The sequence below is a fragment of the Sphingomonas sp. M6A6_1c genome, assembly GCF_053345135.1.
This window is the reverse complement of record NZ_JBKEZO010000002.1, coordinates 318,105-335,646: the sequence shown is the minus strand read 5'-3', so window position 1 is coordinate 335,646 and position 17,542 is coordinate 318,105. Positions and strand designations below refer to the sequence as shown.

General features: G+C 68.3%; 15 protein-coding genes. 8 read left to right on the top strand and 7 right to left on the bottom strand.

Annotated elements, in window-relative coordinates; translation table 11 throughout:
• Positions 1-22: 22 nt before the first annotated feature.
• Positions 23-2,602: an ATP-dependent chaperone ClpB gene (gene clpB, locus ACLBWH_RS04630; protein ID WP_447797107.1), complete on the bottom strand. Its 2,580-nt coding sequence runs from the start codon at positions 2,600-2,602 to the stop codon at positions 23-25.
• Between the two features lie 196 nt (positions 2,603-2,798).
• On the opposite strand from clpB, the gene ACLBWH_RS04625 reads away from it, so the two are divergent.
• From ACLBWH_RS04625 to ACLBWH_RS04610, 4 genes are all read left to right on the top strand, one after another.
• Positions 2,799-5,648, top strand: a complete 2,850-nt coding sequence (locus ACLBWH_RS04625) for a M16 family metallopeptidase (protein ID WP_447797105.1) — start codon at positions 2,799-2,801, stop codon at positions 5,646-5,648.
• A 10-nt stretch (positions 5,649-5,658) separates the two neighbouring features.
• Complete coding sequence (locus tag ACLBWH_RS04620; RefSeq protein WP_322848325.1) at positions 5,659-5,958, top strand: hypothetical protein; 300 nt, start codon at positions 5,659-5,661, stop codon at positions 5,956-5,958.
• 78 nt (positions 5,959-6,036) lie between these two features.
• Positions 6,037-7,935: a CocE/NonD family hydrolase gene (locus ACLBWH_RS04615; RefSeq protein WP_447797103.1), complete on the top strand. Its 1,899-nt coding sequence runs from the start codon at positions 6,037-6,039 to the stop codon at positions 7,933-7,935.
• A 10-nt stretch (positions 7,936-7,945) separates the two neighbouring features.
• The gene (locus ACLBWH_RS04610; RefSeq protein WP_447797101.1) at positions 7,946-8,707 is read left to right on the top strand and encodes a TonB family protein; all 762 of its coding nucleotides are present in this window, start codon (positions 7,946-7,948) and stop codon (positions 8,705-8,707) included.
• A 6-nt stretch (positions 8,708-8,713) separates the two neighbouring features.
• Here the strand turns inward: ACLBWH_RS04610 and ACLBWH_RS04605 are convergent, their stop codons facing one another.
• The 6 genes from ACLBWH_RS04605 to ACLBWH_RS04580 form a co-directional block, all read right to left on the bottom strand.
• Positions 8,714-9,769 carry a 5-(carboxyamino)imidazole ribonucleotide synthase gene (locus tag ACLBWH_RS04605; protein WP_447797099.1) on the bottom strand — a complete coding sequence of 352 codons (1,056 nt, stop codon included), beginning with the start codon at positions 9,767-9,769 and terminating at the stop codon, positions 8,714-8,716.
• Positions 9,769-10,245, bottom strand: coding sequence for a 5-(carboxyamino)imidazole ribonucleotide mutase (purE, locus tag ACLBWH_RS04600; protein ID WP_322848329.1), 477 nt, complete (start codon positions 10,243-10,245; stop codon positions 9,769-9,771). Before purE ends, ACLBWH_RS04605 begins: the two co-directional genes overlap by 1 nt.
• Positions 10,246-10,717: 472 nt before the next feature.
• Positions 10,718-11,404 (bottom strand): 2,3-diphosphoglycerate-dependent phosphoglycerate mutase, encoded by a 687-nt coding sequence (gene gpmA / locus ACLBWH_RS04595; protein WP_038664381.1) that lies wholly within the window; start codon positions 11,402-11,404, stop codon positions 10,718-10,720.
• A 13-nt stretch (positions 11,405-11,417) separates the two neighbouring features.
• Positions 11,418-11,882, bottom strand: coding sequence for a GNAT family N-acetyltransferase (locus tag ACLBWH_RS04590; RefSeq protein WP_447797098.1), 465 nt, complete (start codon positions 11,880-11,882; stop codon positions 11,418-11,420).
• A complete protein-coding gene (locus tag ACLBWH_RS04585) occupies positions 11,882-12,991 on the bottom strand; it encodes a M14 family metallopeptidase (protein WP_447797096.1) in 1,110 nt (369 codons plus the stop codon). Before ACLBWH_RS04585 ends, ACLBWH_RS04590 begins: the two co-directional genes overlap by 1 nt.
• 52 nt (positions 12,992-13,043) lie before the next feature.
• Positions 13,044-13,655: a DUF4136 domain-containing protein gene (locus tag ACLBWH_RS04580; RefSeq protein WP_322848332.1), complete on the bottom strand. Its 612-nt coding sequence runs from the start codon at positions 13,653-13,655 to the stop codon at positions 13,044-13,046.
• 138 nt (positions 13,656-13,793) lie between these two features.
• Between ACLBWH_RS04580 and ykgO the strand changes: the two genes are divergently transcribed.
• The 4 genes from ykgO to ACLBWH_RS04560 all read left to right on the top strand — a co-directional run bounded on the left by ykgO (position 13,794) and on the right by ACLBWH_RS04560 (position 17,484).
• Positions 13,794-13,919 carry a type B 50S ribosomal protein L36 gene (gene ykgO, locus ACLBWH_RS04575; protein WP_003046794.1) on the top strand — a complete coding sequence of 42 codons (126 nt, stop codon included), beginning with the start codon at positions 13,794-13,796 and terminating at the stop codon, positions 13,917-13,919.
• Positions 13,920-13,929: 10 nt separating this feature from the next.
• Complete coding sequence (locus ACLBWH_RS04570; protein WP_447797094.1) at positions 13,930-14,577, top strand: HAD family hydrolase; 648 nt, start codon at positions 13,930-13,932, stop codon at positions 14,575-14,577.
• A 233-nt stretch (positions 14,578-14,810) separates the two neighbouring features.
• Complete coding sequence (locus ACLBWH_RS04565) at positions 14,811-16,142, top strand: NupC/NupG family nucleoside CNT transporter (RefSeq protein ID WP_322848334.1); 1,332 nt, start codon at positions 14,811-14,813, stop codon at positions 16,140-16,142.
• A 25-nt stretch (positions 16,143-16,167) separates the two neighbouring features.
• Complete coding sequence (locus tag ACLBWH_RS04560; RefSeq protein ID WP_447797091.1) at positions 16,168-17,484, top strand: amino acid permease; 1,317 nt, start codon at positions 16,168-16,170, stop codon at positions 17,482-17,484.
• Positions 17,485-17,542: the final 58 nt, after the last annotated feature.

Sequence of the window (17,542 nt, the reverse complement as noted above, 5' to 3'; positions counted from 1 at the left end):
CCGCCCTTTTTGTTTATTCCGCCTAAGCCACCGTCAGCACCAGTTTGCCGTCGCCTTCGTCGACGTGGACCGTGGCGCCGTCCTTTACCTCGCCGCGCAGGATCATGTCGGCGAGCGGGTCCTGCAGATAGCGTTGCACCGCGCGTTTCAGCGGCCGGGCGCCGTAGACGGGATCGTAGCCTACCCGGCCCAGCCAGTGGCGCGCTGCATCGGTCAGGTCGAGCGTCACCTTGCGGTCGGCGAGCAATTTGCCGACGCGCGCCACCTGGATATCGACGATCGGCGCCATGTGGCTCTGTCCCAATCGGTGGAACAGGATGATCTCGTCGAGCCGGTTGAGGAATTCGGGCCGGAAATGCGCGCGGACGACCTCCATCACCTGCGGCTCGACGCTCTCGACCTCCTGCCCCTCCTCGACCGCGGCGAGATACTGCGAGCCGAGGTTGGAGGTGAGGATGATCAGCGTGTTGCTGAAATCCACCGTCCGCCCCTGGCCGTCGGTCAGCCGACCGTCGTCGAGCACCTGGAGCAGGACGTTGAACACGTCGCCGTGCGCCTTCTCGACCTCGTCGAACAGCACGACCTGATAGGGCCGGCGCCGCACCGCTTCGGTGAGTACGCCGCCTTCCTCATAGCCGACATAGCCCGGCGGCGCGCCGATCAGCCGCGCGACTGCGTGCTTTTCCATGAATTCGCTCATGTCGATGCGCACCATTGCGGAGGGATCGTCGAACAGGAATTCGGCGAGCGCCTTAGTCAGCTCGGTCTTGCCGACGCCGGTCGGGCCGAGGAACAGGAACGAGCCCAACGGCCGGTTCGGGTCCTGTAGCCCCGCACGCGCACGCCGCACCGCGGTGGAGACCGCGCGCACCGCCTGCGCCTGGCCGATGACGCGCTGGCCGATCACCTCTTCCATGCGCAGCAATTTGTCGCGCTCGCCCTGCAACATCCGCTCCATGGGGATGCCGGTCCAGCGGCTGACGACGCCGGCGATATCGTCCGCGGTCACCTCCTCGCACAGCATCGCGCCCTGCGTCGCGCCCTGCGCCTCGGCGAGCTGCTTTTCGAGCAGCGGGATGCGGCCGTAGGCGAGCTCGCCTGCCTTGGTCAGGTCGCCGGCACGCTGTGCCTGCTCCAGTTCGAGCCGGGTGGCGTCGAGCTGTTCCTTGAGCTTGGCCTCGCGCCCGATCTTGTCCTTCTCGGCCTGCCAGCGCCGGGTCAGCGCGGCGGATTGCTCCTCGAGATTGACCAGTTCCTCCTCCAGCGCTTCGAACCGGTCGCGCGACGCCTCGTCGGTTTCGCGGCGCAGTCCCTCGCGTTCGATCTTGAGGCGCAGGATGCGGCGGTCGAGCGTCTCGATCTCCTCGGGCTTGCTCTCCACCTCCATGCGGATGCGGCTCGCCGCCTCGTCCATCAGGTCGATCGCCTTGTCGGGCAGGAAACGATCGGTGATGTAGCGGTTCGACAGGGTCGCCGCCGCGACCAGCGCGCCGTCGGTGATCCGCACGCCGTGGTGCAGTTCGTATTTTTCCTTGAGCCCGCGCAGGATGCTAATCGTGTCCTCCACGGTCGGTTCGCCGACGAACACCGGCTGGAAGCGCCGCTGCAAGGCGGGGTCCTTCTCGACATATTTGCGATATTCGTCGAGCGTGGTCGCGCCGACGCAATGCAGTTCGCCGCGCGCCAAAGCAGGCTTGAGCAGATTGCCCGCGTCCATCGCGCCTTCGGATTTGCCGGCGCCGATGAGCTGATGCATCTCGTCGATGAACAGGACGATCTGGCCGTCGGCCTGCTTCACCTCGTCGATGACGCCCTTCAGCCGCTCCTCGAACTCGCCGCGATATTTGGCGCCGGCGATCAGCGCGCCCATGTCGAGCGCCATCAGCGTCTTGTCCTTGAGGCCGTCGGGCACGTCGCCGTTGGCGATGCGCAGCGCCAGCCCCTCGACGATCGCGGTCTTGCCGACGCCGGGCTCGCCGATCAGCACCGGATTGTTCTTGGTGCGGCGGGCGAGCACCTGGATCGTGCGGCGGATCTCCTCGTCGCGGCCGATGACGGGATCGAGCTTGCCGTCGCGTGCCGCCTGCGTCAGGTCGCGCGCGAACTTCTTGAGCGCGTCGTACCGATCCTCGGCACTGGCGGTGTCGGCGGTGCGACCGCCGCGCAGCGCATTGATCGCGCCGTTGAGCGCCTCGGCGGTGACGCCGGCGGTCGCCAGCGCACGGCCGGCGGTGGTGGTCGTCGCCAGCGCGAGCGCGAGCAACAGCCGCTCGACGGTGACGAAGCTGTCGCCCGCCTTTTGCGCGACCTGTTCGGCCTGATCGAGAACGCGGACGGTATCGTTGTCGAGGCCCGGCGTCTGCTGCGCGCCCGATCCCGATACGGCGGGGATTTTGGCGAGCGCCGCGTCGGTCTCGCCGACCGCGCGCTTCGCATCGCCGCCAGCCGCCTGGATGAGCCCGGCGGCCATGCCCTGCTCGTCCTCGAGCAATGCCTTCAACAGATGTTCCGGGGCGATCCGCTGATGGTTCATGCGGATCGCAACGGTCTGCGCCGATTGGAGGAATCCCTTGGCGCGGTCGGTAAATCGTTCGAGGTTCATAAAATCCCCTTGCCTGTATGGCCCGGATGTAGTGTTGCCATTGTGCAACACAAGGGTATCGGCATCGGTGCGTGATGATTGCGCCGCCGCCGCGACGCATTTTCAAAAAAGCCGCCGCGGTCGCTTGTCAGTGTTCGCCCCCCGGTTATGCTCGACCAGTTCATAGGTTCAGGATGAAGCGGGGGACTCTATTCTCATGACGAAGCTATTCGCACTTGCCGGCGTCGCATCGATCGCGCTGGTGGCGCCGCTGTACGCGCAGACCACGCCCGCCCCCGCCCCGGTGAAGGCCGCGCCGGTGGCGGCGCTCGTCAAGGCGGTGGACATCCCGTATCAGCAGTTCACGCTCAAGAACGGCCTGCGCGTCGTCGTCCACACCGATCGCAAGGCACCGGTCGTCGCGGTCAGCGTCTGGTACGATGTCGGTTCGAAGCATGAGCCGCAGGGCTCGACCGGCTTTGCGCATCTGTTCGAGCATCTGATGTTCAACGGGTCGGAAAATGCGCCCGGCGACTTCTTCGCGCCCCTCAAGCAGGTCGGCGCGACCGATTTCAACGGCACAACCTATTTCGACCGGACCAATTATTTCGAGACGGTGCCGACCGCGGCGCTGGAGCGCGCGTTGTTCCTCGAATCGGATCGTATGGGCTATCTGCTCGGCGCGATCACGCAAGGGGTGCTCGACGAGCAGCGCGGCGTCGTCCAGAACGAGAAGCGGCAGGGCGACAACCGCCCTTATGGCCTGATGGGCTATGCGGTGACCGAGGGGCTGTTCCCGGCGACCCATCCTTATGGTCATGACACGATCGGTTCGATGGCGGATCTCGACGCCGCCAGCCTCGACACGGTGAAGAACTGGTTCAGCGGCCATTACGGCCCGAACAATGCGGTGCTGGTGCTCGCCGGCGACATCGACGCCGCCACCGCGCGGCCGCTGGTCGAGAAATATTTCGGCGCGATCAAGCCCGGCCCCAAAAGCGTGCTGCCCGCCGCCCCGGTCGTCACCTTGCCCGCCGCCAAGACGGTGACGCTCAAAGATCGCGTCGCCGCGACGATGATCAGCCGCAACTGGACGGTGCCGGGGCTCAACGACAAGGACAATGCGGCGCTGGAGGTCGCGGCCGGCGTGCTCGGCGGACTGGATTCGTCGCGCTTGACCAACGTGCTGATCCGGCAGGAGAAGCTGTTCACCTCGGTCAATGCCGACAATAGCGCCTTCGCGCAGGTCGGCATGTTCGCGGTCGAGGGGCTGGTGCGTCCCGGCGTCGATCCGGCGGTGGCGGCGAAGCGGCTCGACGAGGTGGTCGCCGAGTTCCTGCGCACCGGGCCGACGCAGGACGAGGTGTCGCGCTTCGTCACCACCCGCGTCGCCGGGCGCGTGCGCGGGCTCGAGGCGGTCGGCGGCTTCGGCGGCAAGGCGGTCGCGCTCGCCGAGGGCGCGCTCTATTCGAACGATCCCGGCTTCTACAAGAAACAGCTTGCCGATCTCGCCGCGCAGACGCCGGCGAGCGTCAAGGCCGCCGCTGACAAGTGGCTGACCCGCCCGGCGCTGGCGGTCAACGTCGTGCCCGGGGCACGCGACGCCTATGCCGAGGCGAAGGTGCCGCCGAAGGTCGACGTGGTCGCCGCGCCCGAACAGCCGGCGAAGGGCACCCGCGGTGCCATTCCGGGCGTCGGCCCGGTCACCGGCCTGACCTTCCCCAAGGTAGAGCGCAGCCGCCTGTCGAACGGCATCGAGCTGGTCTATGCGCAGCGCAATGCGGTGCCGGTGACGCAGGCGGTGCTGAGCTTCGATGCCGGCTATGCCGCGGATGTCGCGGGCAAGCTCGGCACGCAGCTCGTCGCGCTCAACATGCTCGACGAAGGCACCGAACATTACGACGTCAACGCGCTTGCCGAAGCACGCGAACGGCTCGGAATGCAGCTTTCGTCGGGGGCGGGTAACGATCGCAGCACGTTGTCGATGGGCGTGCCGAGCGCCAATCTGGGTGCGGCGCTCGATTTGTTCGCCGAGGTCGCGCGGCGGCCGGCCTATGGCGAGGCGGAGGTCGCCCGTTTCAAGGCACAGCAGGTCGCGCAGATCCAGCAGGAGCTGACCAACCCCGGCGCGCTCGCGCAGCGCATGTCGACGCGCATCCTCGCTGCGGGCACGCCGTACGAGAAGGCGCAGGGCAGCGGCGATCCGGTCGCGGTGGCGGCGCTGACGCCGGCCGACCTGCGCCGCTATCAACAGGCGTGGCTACGGCCCGAGAAGGCCAAATTGTTCGTCGTGTCCGACCGGCCGCTCGCCGAGGTCCAGGCGGCGCTGGAGGCGCGGTTCGGCGACTGGAAGGGGACGGGTGCGCCGGGGACCAAGACGTTCGGCGGCACGCAGACGCCGCTCAAGCCGGGCATCGTGCTGGTCGACCGGCCGGACAGCCCGCAGTCGATCGTCGTCGCCGGGCAGCGGACCGGGCTCAAGGGTACCGACGACCTCCTCGTCCTCAACACGGTCAACGATGCGCTCGGCGGCAGCTTCCTCAGCCGGATCAACATGGACCTGCGCGAGGAGAAGCATTGGTCCTATGGCGCGGGCGGCCGCTTCCAGCCGTCGGAGTTCGCCGCGCCCTATCTGTTGCAGGCGGGCGTGCAGGCGGACAAGACCGGCCCGTCGATCGCCTCGGCTCGCGACGACGTCGCGCAGTTCGTAACCACCAAGCCGATGACCGAGACTGAGTTCGGCCTCGCCATCAAGGGGGCGACGCTGCAATTGCCCGGCCAGTTCGAAACCTCGCAGGCGGTGCTCGGCGCGATGCAGGCGAACGACCTGTTCAAGCGGCCCGACGATTATTACGCGACGGTCGCCACCCGCTATCGCGCGATGACGCTGCCGCAATTGCGCGGCGCGGCGGCGCAGACGATCGATCCTGCCAAGCTGACCTGGATCGTCGTCGGCGACGCTTCCAAGGTAAAGCCGCAGCTTGACAGCCTTGGCCTGCCGGTCGAGGTCGTCCCGGCAAGCGCAGTCGCCGGCGCCCCCGCCGGTGCTGTGACCACAGCGCAATGAGGAGAGTGTGATGGCCGATGTTGATGGCAGCTGGGATTGCACCGTGAAGTCGCCGCTTGGCGACCAGAATCTGACGCTCACCGTGCAGAGCGAGGGAGATACCTTCACCGGCAGCGCCTCGGGTGCGATGGGCGCGGGCGACATTACCGGTACGGTGTCGGGCAACACGATCAGCTGGAAGCTCCAGATGACCGTGCCGATGCCAATGACGCTGGATTGCGAGGCGACCGCCGAGGGCGATACGCTGACCGGGACGGTCGGCGCCGGCGCATTCGGCAGCTTCCCGCTGTCGGGCAAGCGTAGCGCTTGATTCGCCGGCAATAATCGCGACACATTGCGGCCCGCCTCCCACCGGAGGCGGGCCGCTTCGTTTTGAGGTTTCCGCCGCATGATCCGTCCGCTTCTCGCCGCCTGCGCCTTGGGCGCGCTCGCCACCGCCGCGCTCGCCGGTGCGCAAAGTTACGACGAACGCCCCGCCAAGCTGGCGCCGCGCGACACGCAGTACGAATACGTCCGCAAGGCGGTCGAGATTCCGATGCGCGACGGGGTCAAGCTCCACACCGTGATCGTGATCCGCAAGGGCACGAAGGACGCCGGCATCCTGCTGACCCGCACGCCCTATGATGCGGACGATCAGACCAAGGCGGACAGCGGCACCTTCGCCGGCATCCTGTCGCACGGCGACGGGCCGTGGGACCTCATCGCGGCGGACGGCTATATCCGCGTCATCCAGGACGTGCGCGGCATGCACGGCAGCCAGGGCATCACGCTGATGAACCCGACGCCCGCCGGATCGCCCAACAATCCGACCAAGACCGACGATTCGACCGACACCTACGACACGATCGCCTGGCTGGTGAAGAACGTGCCGGAGAGCAACGGACGCGTCGGGATCAGCGGCATCAGCTACGACGGCTTCCTGCCGCTGATGGCGCTGATCAACCCGCATCCCGCGCTCAAGGTGTCGGTGCCGATGAATCCGATGGTCGACGGCTGGCGCGGCGACGACTGGTTCCACAACGGCGCCTTCCGCCAGATCGGCCTGCCCTATATGCTCGGCCAGCAGGGGACGCGCGATGCGAGCACGCCGTGGATCACCGACACCGCCGACGATTACGATTACTGGCTGCGCAACGTCTCGGCGGGCGCGGTGGCGAAGGCGCAGGGGGTCGATCAGGCGTCGGGCTTCTACCGCAAGGTCGCCGCGCATCCCGCCTATGACGACTATTGGTCGAGCGCGGCGATGGACAAGATCCTCGCCGCGCAGCCGCTGAAGGTGCCGACGATGCTCGTCGCCGGGCTGTGGGACCAGGAGGACATCTATGGCGCGCCCGCGGTCTATCGCGCGCTGGAGCCCAAGGACACGAAGAACGACATGGTCTTCCTGACGCTCGGGCCGTGGTATCACGGGCAGGAGGTCGGCGACGGCAGCGCGCTCGGCGCGATCAAATGGGATCAGGACACCGCCAAATGGTGGCGCTGGCACGTGCTGCGGCCGTTCCTGGCGCATTACCTCAAGAGCGACCAGCCGGCGATGGACGTCGCGCCGGTCACCGCCTTCCAGTCGGGCGCCAACCAGTGGCAGCGGTTGCAGGCGTGGACCCAGCCGGCGCCGACGCCGCTCTACCTCAAGCCCGGCGGCGCGCTGGGTTTCGCGGCGGCGGGCGGTGCGGCCGAGACCGCGGATTACGTTTCCGATCCCGCGCATCCGGTCTCCTATCGGGTGCGGCCGACGCGGCCGATCTATGCCGATGGCTCGACGTGGAAGAACTGGCTGGTCGACGATCAGCGCGGCGTGTCGGGGCGGCCGGACGTCGTCACCTTCACCAGCGACGTGCTCACCGCGCCGGTGACGATCGCCGGCGCGCCCGAAGTCCATCTCACCGCCTCGACCAGCGGCACCGACAGCGACTGGGTGGTCAAGCTGGTCGACGTCTATCCCGAGGTGATGCCCAAGCAGGCGGAGATGGGCGGCTATCAGCTCGCGGTGGCGATGGACATCTTCCGCGGCCGCTATCGTGAGGATCTGGCGGTGGCCAAGCCGCTCGCCGCCAATGCGCCGCTCAAATACCAGTTCGCGCTGCCCGAGACCAACCACGTCTTCCTGCCCGGGCATCGCATCATGGTGCAGGTCCAGTCGAGCTGGTTCCCGCTCTACGACCGCAACCCGCAGACCTTCGTCCCGAACATCTTCTTCGCGCAGCCCAAGGACTATGTGACGGCGACGCAGAAGATCACCGTCGCCGGGCCGGACGCGAGCTATATCGCGCTGCCGGTCGTCAAATGACGGTGCCGCGGTGAGACGCCGCCATGCCCCCGACCGCACGGCGCTCGCGCTGACGATCGGGGTGCATGGCGTATTGCTGCTGCTGGTGCTGACGATGCGGCCGCCGTCGGCGCCGGCGCCGCCGTCGATCCCGACGCTCGCGCTGTTCGACGTGGCGCCGCCGCCACCGCCGCCGCCGCCCGAGTTGCCGCCGCCGCCGATACGGCCACTGCCGCCCGCCCCGGCGCCGCCGGGTGGCGCACCGCCGACCGCCTCGCGCCCGCCGCCGCCTCCGATCGACACCACGCCGCAGCCGCTGGCGCCGCCGTCACCGCCGAGCGCGGTGGTGCCGTCGCCGTTCGGTGCGGATCAGGACGTGGCGCAGCTCGTCGGGCCGCCCTCGACCGGGGCGGGGATGGACGCCGGAACCGGGCGCGGCGCGGGCAGCGGCGCGGGCGACGGTGGCGGCGGCAAGACGCGCTACGCCCGGGCGAGCTGGATCCACCGGCCTTCGGATGCCGAGCTAAGGCGCTTCTGGCCGGCCGATGCGGTCCGCGACCGCATCTCGGGTCGCGCCCTGCTTGCCTGCCAGGTGCCGCGCTCGGGCCGGCCCGAGCGCTGCTGGCTGGTGTCGGACACACCCGCCGACATGGGCTTCGGCACGGCTGCGGTGCAGATGGCGCCCCTGTTCCGGATCAGGCCGGTGCTGCGCAACGGCAAGGTGCTGTCGATACCGGTGATCGTGCCGGTGGTGTTCGATATCGCGAAATCGCCCCCGGCGAAGACGCGCTGATCCGGTTCAGCGCCGGACGCGGGTGATGTGGCCCATCTTGCGACCAGGCCGCGCCGCGCCCTTGCCGTAGAGATGGAGGTGGGCGCCGGCCTCGGTCAGCGCCGGCTGCCACGGATCGTCGCCGATCAGGTTTTCGAGCGCCACCGCGCTTCCCGTCAGCGCGGTGCTGCCGAGCGGCAGGCCGCAGATCGCGCGGATATGGTTCTCGAACTGCGAGGTCTCGGCGCCCTCGATCGTCCAATGGCCCGAATTGTGGACGCGCGGCGCCATTTCGTTGAACACCGGGCCGTCGGCGGTAGCGAAGAATTCGCACGCGAGCACGCCGACATAATCGAGCTCAGCGGCGATGCGGCAGGCGAGCGCGGTCGCCTCCTCCCCCTGGTCGAGGATCGGCTGCGGCGCCGGCACGGTCGACGTGCGCAGGATCGCGTCGACATGGACGTTCTGCGGCGGATCGTAGCGGACGGTGGCGCCGTCTTGTCCGCGCGCGATCAGGATAGAGAATTCATGGCTGAAATCGACGAACGCCTCCAGCACGGCGGGACCGCCGATCGCATCCCATGCCGCATCGGCGTCGGCGGGGCCGTGGAGGCGCATCTGGCCCTTGCCGTCATAGCCGAAGCGCGCGGTCTTGAGCACCGCGGGGGTGCCGACATGGTCGAGCGCGGCGACCAGCGTCTCGCGGCTGTCGACCGCGGCCCAGCGTGCCGGGCGGCCGCCGACGCGTTCGACGAAGCGCTTCTCGGCGATCCGCTCCTGCGCCGCCGCCAGCGCGCGCGGATGCGGATGGACGGGCACGCGCCCGGCGAGCCATTCGACCGGGCCGAGCGCGATATTCTCGAACTCGTAGGTGACGACGTCGCAGGCGGCGGCGAAATCGGCGAGGACGATGCGGTTGTGATAATCGGCGCGGGTCAGGCTCGACGCGGTCTGCGCCGCGACGCTGTCCGCCTCGGGGGCGAGCACGTGCGTGCGATAGCCCAGTTGCGCGGCGGCGACGGCGAGCATCCGGCCCAATTGGCCGCCGCCGAGGATGCCGATCGTGCTGCCGGGGGCGAGCATCAGGCGGGCTCGTCGGCGACCGCGTCGGTCTGCCGCTGGCGCCAGGCTTGCAGGCGTTCGGACAGCGCGGCGTCGTGCGTCGCGAGGATCGCCGCGGCAAGCAGCCCGGCGTTGGTCGCGCCGGCCTTGCCGATCGCCAGCGTGCCGACCGGGATGCCGGCGGGCATCTGGACGATCGACAGCAGACTGTCCTGTCCGGACAGCGCCTTGCTCTGGACGGGTACGCCGAGCACGGGCAGATGCGTCATCGCCGCGGCCATGCCGGGCAGATGCGCGGCGCCGCCGGCGCCGGCGATGACGACCTTGAGCCCGCGGCCGGCGGCGGCTTTGGCGTAATCGTAGAGCCGATCCGGGGTGCGATGCGCCGAGACGACCTTCGTCTCATGCGCGACGCCCAGTTCGGCGAGCACGTCCGCCGCATGCCGCATCGTGTCCCAATCGGACGTCGAACCCATGATGATGCCGACCAATGTCATAGACGGCGGTTAGCGGCAGAGCGGAGGGAGGGCAACGGCTTGCGCCCGTCCGGACCGGCCAACATGGACAAGTTGGACACCTTAATGGAAACGATCCGGGTTTATCGTTTCCGTTTTGGCGATGATCGAGGTCACGATGAGACAGAGCGTGCGGATATTAGCGCGTGCGGGTCGTGTAGGACAGGGGGGCAGTGCTCTGCCGCGCCACCAGTCACCCTGGCCCCGTGCGAGACCTCTGCGAGCCGGTCGCTGACACACCGAGCGTGTACCCCGGCGGAGGCCGGGGTCCAGTTGGGTGAAGGTTTGTAACGACTTACAACGGTTTGCCCAACTGGGCCCCGGCCTTCGCCGGGGTACATTGGGCCGTAGGAGCGCGATGGAGGCTCAAGCCGTTCCCCCGCCGCAGAGTGGATTCCGGAACCAGTCCGGGGGACGGGTGGGGGCGCGCCGTTCCGAATCTCGGCGGCCGGTCTTACCGCTCGCTGAGGTAATAGCGGTCGGTGGCGTTCAACGCGTCGTCGAGTTCGTAGACGATCGGCTGCGCGGTGGGGATCTCCAGACCGGTGATCTCGTCGTCGGGGATGTTGGAGAGATGCTTGACCAAAGCGCGCAGCGAATTGCCGTGTGCGGAGATCAGCACGCGCTGGCCGTCGCGCAGCGCGGGGACGATGCGCTCCTCGTAATAAGGCAGGACGCGCGCGATCGTGTCCTTGAGGCTCTCGGTCGCGGGGATGGCGATGCCGGCATAGCGGCGATCGGCGGACAGATCATAGTCGCTGCCCGCCTCCATCGGCGGCGGCGGCACGTCGAAGCTACGGCGCCAGATCTTGACCTGCGCCTCGCCGTGCTTGGCCGACGTCTCCGCCTTGTCGAGCCCGGTGAGGCCGCCGTAATGACGCTCGTTGAGCCGCCAGTCCTTCTCGGTCGGCAGCCACAGCCGGCCCATCGCCTCGAGCGCCAGATTGAGCGTCTTGATCGCGCGCGTCTGTAGCGACGTGAAGGTCATGTCGAAGTCGAGGCCCTTGGCGGCCATCATCTCGCCCGCGGCGCGCGCCTCGGCGGCGCCCTTTTCGGTGACGTCGACGTCCCACCAGCCGGTGAAGCGGTTTTCGAGGTTCCAGCTGGACTGGCCGTGGCGGATCAGGACGAGGCGAGGCATCGAAGGACTCCCTTCAGGATGTGGGATGGAGATCGAGAGCGAAGAATCGATTGTGCGGGCTGGGGCGATAGTCGGCGAACGGCCCGGTGTCGATGAAGCCGGCGCGGCGATACAGCGCCACCGCGGGGGCGTGCAGGTCGGCGGTGCCGGTTTCCAGGCTGAGCCGGTCGTAGCCGCGCGCGCGAGCGATGGCGACGACGTGATCGAGCAGCGCGCGGCCGACGCCAGTGCCGCGGGCGGCGGGCGCGGCGCGCATCGACTTGACCTCGCCGTGGCAGGGATCGAGCTGTTTCAGCGCGGCGAAACCGACCAATGTCCCGTCGCGCCATGCGGTCCAGAAGGTCACGTTGGGCGCCGACAGGCCGCCGGCGTCGAGCGCGAAGGCGAAATCCGCCATCTGCCCGCGCAACTCCGCGAGGTGATGCGCGAGCAGGTCGGCGACATAAGGCGCGGCCGGATCGTCCTGCCTGATCTCCATCAGATCTCGTCGATCATCCCGGCGAGCACCTCAAGGCACGACACGCCGAGCGCGCGCGAGCGTTCGGGCGACCAGCCGAATTCGGCGTCGGGATTGGGGTCGTGGTCCTTGAACGGCATCTCCAGCGTCACCGACACCGCACCGAAACGCTGCGCCAATTGGTTGGTCGACATCGAGAGGTTGGCGTTGCCCGCGCTCGACTTGTCATAGCCCTTTTCGGTCTGGAAATCGGCAGTGTGCTCGGCAAGCCGTTGGCCGAAGGCGTAGAATTTGGCGCCGTGCGCCTCGGTCCAATTGGGGATGCCCTCGAAGCCGGCGATGAAGTTCGCCGGGATCGCCTCGTCGCCATGGACGTCGATCGCGAAGGCGACGCCGGTCTCGTCCATCGCATCGCGGACGCAGAGCACTTCGGGGCTGCGCTCGGGCGTCGGCGCGTGCCATTCGCGGTTGAGGTTCACGCCCGCCGCATTGGTACGCAGATGGCCGCGGCGGGTGCCGTCGGGGTTCATGTTGGGGACGACGTGGACGGTCGCCTTCGCGAGCAAAGGCGCGGCGGCGGGGCTGGTCAGCCAGTCGAGCGCGCCGTCCATCCAATATTCGGTCATCGATTCGCCGGGATGCTGGCGGGCGTAGAGCCACACCGGCTTGGGACCGTCGCCGATGCGGAAATAGTCGATGCTCTGGCCGTCGAGCGAGGTGCCGAGCTCGCGGTGGGTCACGCCGGGCCGGGCGGCGATGCGCGCGACGAGGTCGTGATGCATCTCCATCGTATAAGGCGCGAAATAGGCGAACCAGGCGAGTTCGCCCGCGACGCTATGGTCGAACGACAGCACGCCGTTGGCATAGGCGGTGTCGATCATCCGCCATGCCCTCCGGTCGGTGCTGACCCGCGTCTTATAGCCGGGCCAGCCGAAGGGATAGGCGGACTGGCCGGCGTTGACGATGCGGAAGCTCAGCCGCCGGCCGTGCGCCCCGGCGACGCGGAAATAGAACCATTGGAAGAAGTCGGACTCGCGGTCCTTGACGATCTCGAGGTCGACGCGGTCGCCGTCGATGGCGACGACGCGGATGTTGCCGCCGTCGAAGGCGGCGTTGATGCTGATGGTCATGAAGCGTGCCTGATTGGGAGAGGATGCTCGGCGAAGATGCGGGTGGACGCGGTTACCGCACCGTGATGGTGCGGCCCGAATCGCCCGGAAAGCCGGTGAACAATGCGCGGGCGAGCTTGCCGGCCTGTTCGTCGGCGCCCTTGATGTCGCTGATCCCCTGCGCCTTGCCTTCCCAGATCGGCGACTGGTCGGCGCGGCGCTTGATCGTCACCGCAAGCTCGGCGACGAGCAATTGTGTCGGGCGGCTGCGGCCGATCGGGAAGCCGATGCCGCCGCCCAGCCCGACGCCGCCGCCACCGCGCCGGCCGCCACCGCCGCTGAACCCGCCGCCGCCGATGCCGATGCTGACGGGCGACTGGCGCGGCGGGCCTTCGCGGCTGGTGCGGGTGAAGGCGACGGTCGCGACGTAATCGGGGGTCGTGCCCTGGGGCGGCACGGTATAGCCGACCTTGAGCAATTCGGCCTCGACCGCGGCGGCATAGGTCTTGAATTCGAGGCTGGCGGGGGCGCCGCCCGACATCGGCTCGACCGCGACCGTGCCGCGCGCGATCGGCTGGCCGAGATGGTAGCGGATCACCTCCGTCGGCGGCAGCGACGACGTGGTCGCGCAGCCGGCGAGCGCCGCGGCGGCGACGCCGAGGACCAGGAACGGGCGGATGATCATGACGGGGACACCTTTGCGATACGTTGCGTCTGTGAAACGCTCTAACGCGTGTCGCGTTGCTTGACTATTACGCCCTCCGCCCTTAGGCGCTCGCGCTTTCACCGACACCGTCAATTTCTAAAAAGAAGCGAATCGATCATGAAGATCCGCAATAGCCTGAAGTCGCTCAAGGACCGTCATCGCGACAATCGCGTGATCCGTCGTCGCGGCCGTACCTACGTGATCAACAAGACCAACCGCCGCTTCAAGGCGCGCCAGGGCTAACCCTTTGGGTATGCCCACGGTCGACATCTCTCCTGCGGCCGTTCCGACGGCCGTGATCTTCGATGTCGGCCGGGTCCTGTACGATTGGGATCCTCGGATCCTCTACCGGCGCCTGATCGACGACGATCGGGCGCTCGATGCGTTCCTGCGCGATGTCGTCACGCACGAATGGCATTTCCAGCACGACGCCGGACGCGACTTCGCCGAGACCTCGGCGGAGCTCGCCGCGTTATATCCGGAGCATGACGCGCTGATCGCACTCTGGGGACCGCGGTTCCTGGAGAGTATTGGCGCGCCGATCGCCGGCATGCCGGCGCTGGTCGACGAACTGGAGGCGGCGGACGTGCCGTTGTTCGCGATCACCAATTTCAGCCACGAATTCTGGCCGCCGTTCCGCGCGCGCGAGGCGGCGATGTTCGACCGGTTCCGCGACATCGTCGTGTCGGGGGTGGAGAAATTGGTGAAGCCCGATCCGGCGATCTACCGGCTGGCGCTCGACCGGTTCGGGCTGGAGGCGGCGCGGACGGTGTTCATCGACGACAATGCGGCGAATATCGCCGGCGCGCGCAGCGTCGGGCTGATCGGGTTGCACTTCACCGGCGAGCCGACGCTGCGGCGGGAGTTGGTGGCGCTGGGGTTGCTGGCGCAGCCGGTTTAAGTCTCGACCTTCCAATTACATGTCATCCCCGCGAAGGCGGGGATCCATACACGCCGACGGTGCGGCTCAAGCGGGACCCGCGCGTCTGGATCCCCGCCTTCGCGGGGATGACAGATGTGGAAGGGAGGGGCGCTCCCCCCCGCCCATTCGTCGCTAGCCTCCTGATAAACGCCGTGTATGGTGCGGCCGCGCTGCCGGGGGGCCGCGTCGTTCACTTCCCCGCGGGATGAGTCATGCATCGTATCCTGATCGGCGTCGCCGGCATCCTCGTCATCCTCGGCATCGCCGTGCTGCTGTCCGCGGATCGCCGCGCGATCCGGCTGCGCGTCGTCGGGGCCGCCTTCGCGTTGCAGGCGCTGATCGCCACCATGGTCCTGTATTGGGGACCGGGACGGCAGGCACTCGCCGGCGCCTCGGCGGGGGTCGCCGCGCTGCTCGGCTATTCGCAGAAGGGCACCGAATTCCTGTTCGGCAAGCTCGCCGCGCCCGAGATCGGCGGCCAGAGCTTCGCGATCGCGGCGCTGCCCGTCATCATCTTCTTCGCCAGCCTCGTCTCGATCCTTTATTATCTCGGGGTGATGCAGGTCGTGGTGCGCTGGGTCGGCGGAGCGATCGAGACCGTCATCGGCACCTCGAAGGTCGAATCGCTCTGCGCGGCGGCGAACATCTTCGTCGGCCAATCGGAATCGCCGCTGGTCATCCGCCCCTATCTCGCCGGCCTCACCCCGCCGCAGGTGTTCACGGTGATGACCAGCGGCATGGCGGGCGTCGCCGGCACGATCCTCGCGGCCTATGCCTCGATGGGCATCCGCATCGAATATCTGCTCGCGGCGAGCTTCATGGCGGCGCCGGGCGGCATCCTGATGGCGAAGATCATCATGCCCGATCGCCGCGTCACCCCCGAGGGCGAACTGCCGCTCGGCGACACGCCCGACGAGAACCGCCAGATCCACCTCGCCGAGGCGCGGATCAGCGGTGCCGGTCCCGCCGCGCTGCTGCCCGAGGGCGTACCGGGCGAGCCGTTGCCCGACGCGACGCACGACGAGGAGAAGCCCGCCAACCTCATCATGGCGGCCGCACAGGGCGCGCAGACCGGCGTGCGGCTGGCGGTGGCGGTCGGCGCGATGGTGCTGGCGTTCGTCGCTTTGGTGGCGCTCGCCAACGGTTTGCTCGGCGGGCTGGGCAATATGGTCGGGCTGCCGGGTCTGAGCTTCCAGGCGTTGCTCGGCTATGTCTTCCAGCCGGTGATGTTCCTGCTCAACGTGCCGTGGAACGAGGCGGGGATCGCCGGCGGCCTGTTCGGCGAGAAGATCGTGCTCAACGAATTCGTCGCCTATATCGATCTCGGCACGCAGACGAGCCTGTCGCCGCGCACCGTCGCCGTCGTGACCTTCGCGCTGTGCGGTTTCGCCAATTTCTCGTCGATCGCGATTCAGATGGCGGTGACCGGCAGCCTCGCGCCCAACCAGCGGCCGACGATCGCGCGATTGGGTCTGCGCGCGCTGGCGGCGGGCAGCCTCGCCAATCTGATGAGCGCGGCGCTCGCCGGGCTGCTGATCGGGTGAGGCCGGACCGGAAGGGCGGGGCATCATGACCGGCCTCCGCCGCACGCTCGGACCGGGCCAGCTCGCGATGATCGCGATCGGTGGCGCGGTCGGCACCGGGCTGTTCCTCGGCAGCGGCCTCGCGATCGGGCTGGCCGGGCCGGCGGTGCTGGTCAGCTATGCGATCGGCGGGCTCGTCACGCTGGCGCTGATGGGCTGCCTTGCCGAGATGACCGTCGCCGATCCGGTGACGGGGTCGTTCGGGCTGTTCGCCGAACGCTATCTAGGCCGGTTCGCGGGCTTCCTCGTCCGCTACGCTTATGCCGCGGCGGTGATCCTCGCGATCGGGACCGAGGTGACCGCGGTGGCGATCTACATGCGCTATTGGGCGCCGGGCGTGCCGGGCCTGTGGTGGATCGCCGGTTTCTCGCTGGCGCTGCTCGGCGTCAATCTTGCCAGCGTGCGGCTGTTCGGCGCGGTCGAATATGTTTTCTCGGCGATCAAGATCGCCGCGATCCTGATCTTCATCGCGGTCGGCCTGTGGGTGATCGCCGTGCACGGCATCGGCTTTTCCCATTATACCGACGCGGGCGGCTTCGCGCCGCACGGCCTGAGCGGGATATGGACCGCGGTGATCGTCGCGATCTTCAGCTATATCAGCATCGAGATGATCGCGGTCGCGGCGGGCGAGGCGCGCGATCCCGAACGCGCGATCGTCCGCGCCTTTCGCTCGACGATGCTGCGGCTGGCGCTCTTCTATCTCGGCAGCCTCGCGGTGATGCTGGCGATCGTGCCGTGGACGCAGGCGGGGACGGCGACCAGTCCGTTCGTCACGGTGATGCAGGCGAGCGGCGTGCCTTATGCCGCCGGATTGCTCAACGCGGTGGTGCTGATCGCGGCGCTGTCGGCGATGAACAGCCAATTGTATGCGGCGTCGCGGATGCTGTTCAGCCTCGCCGAGAGCGGCCTCGCGCCGCGCGCGCTGGCGCGGGTTGACCGGCGCGGGGTGCCGGCGGCGGCGCTGCTGGTGTCGGCGGGGGGAATCGCGGTGGCGGGCGGCGTCTATGCGTGGCGGCCGGACGCGGCGTTCGGGGTGATGATCGCGGTGTCGATCTTCGGCGCGCTGTTCACCTGGGGGATGATCTTCGTGACGCATCTCGCCTTCCGGCGGCGGCATGGCCCGCCTGCGGCGTTCCGGCTGTGGGGGCATCCGTGGACGAGCCTTGCCGGGGTCGTCGCGATCGTCGCGATCCTGCTGACGACGCCGTTCACCGCGCCGTTCGCGCTGACATTGGTGTATGGGGTGCCGTTTCTGGTGGTGCTGGCGGGGGTGTATGCGATGTGGTTTCGAGTCCCGCGCTAAGTCCTCCCCCGACACTGTGGCAGCACGAAGTGCTGACGGAGGGGGAGGATACGGTACG

Bases quoted from the DNA above. Each gene is read 5' to 3' on its own strand.
- clpB (WP_447797107.1), bottom strand. From the start codon at position 2,602: ATGAACCTCGAACGATTTACCGACCGCGCCAAGGGATTCCTCCAATCG.
- ACLBWH_RS04625 (WP_447797105.1), top strand. From the start codon at position 2,799: ATGACGAAGCTATTCGCACTTGCCGGCGTCGCATCGATCGCGCTGGTG.
- ACLBWH_RS04620 (WP_322848325.1), top strand. From the start codon at position 5,659: ATGGCCGATGTTGATGGCAGCTGGGATTGCACCGTGAAGTCGCCGCTT.
- ACLBWH_RS04615 (WP_447797103.1), top strand. From the start codon at position 6,037: ATGATCCGTCCGCTTCTCGCCGCCTGCGCCTTGGGCGCGCTCGCCACC.
- ACLBWH_RS04605 (WP_447797099.1), bottom strand. From the start codon at position 9,769: ATGCTCGCCCCCGGCAGCACGATCGGCATCCTCGGCGGCGGCCAATTG.
- purE (WP_322848329.1), bottom strand. From the start codon at position 10,245: ATGACATTGGTCGGCATCATCATGGGTTCGACGTCCGATTGGGACACG.
- gpmA (WP_038664381.1), bottom strand. From the start codon at position 11,404: ATGCCTCGCCTCGTCCTGATCCGCCACGGCCAGTCCAGCTGGAACCTC.
- ACLBWH_RS04590 (WP_447797098.1), bottom strand. From the start codon at position 11,882: ATGGAGATCAGGCAGGACGATCCGGCCGCGCCTTATGTCGCCGACCTG.
- ACLBWH_RS04585 (WP_447797096.1), bottom strand. From the start codon at position 12,991: ATGACCATCAGCATCAACGCCGCCTTCGACGGCGGCAACATCCGCGTC.
- ACLBWH_RS04580 (WP_322848332.1), bottom strand. From the start codon at position 13,655: ATGATCATCCGCCCGTTCCTGGTCCTCGGCGTCGCCGCCGCGGCGCTC.
- ykgO (WP_003046794.1), top strand. From the start codon at position 13,794: ATGAAGATCCGCAATAGCCTGAAGTCGCTCAAGGACCGTCATCGCGAC.
- ACLBWH_RS04570 (WP_447797094.1), top strand. From the start codon at position 13,930: ATGCCCACGGTCGACATCTCTCCTGCGGCCGTTCCGACGGCCGTGATC.
- ACLBWH_RS04565 (WP_322848334.1), top strand. From the start codon at position 14,811: ATGCATCGTATCCTGATCGGCGTCGCCGGCATCCTCGTCATCCTCGGC.
- ACLBWH_RS04560 (WP_447797091.1), top strand. From the start codon at position 16,168: ATGACCGGCCTCCGCCGCACGCTCGGACCGGGCCAGCTCGCGATGATC.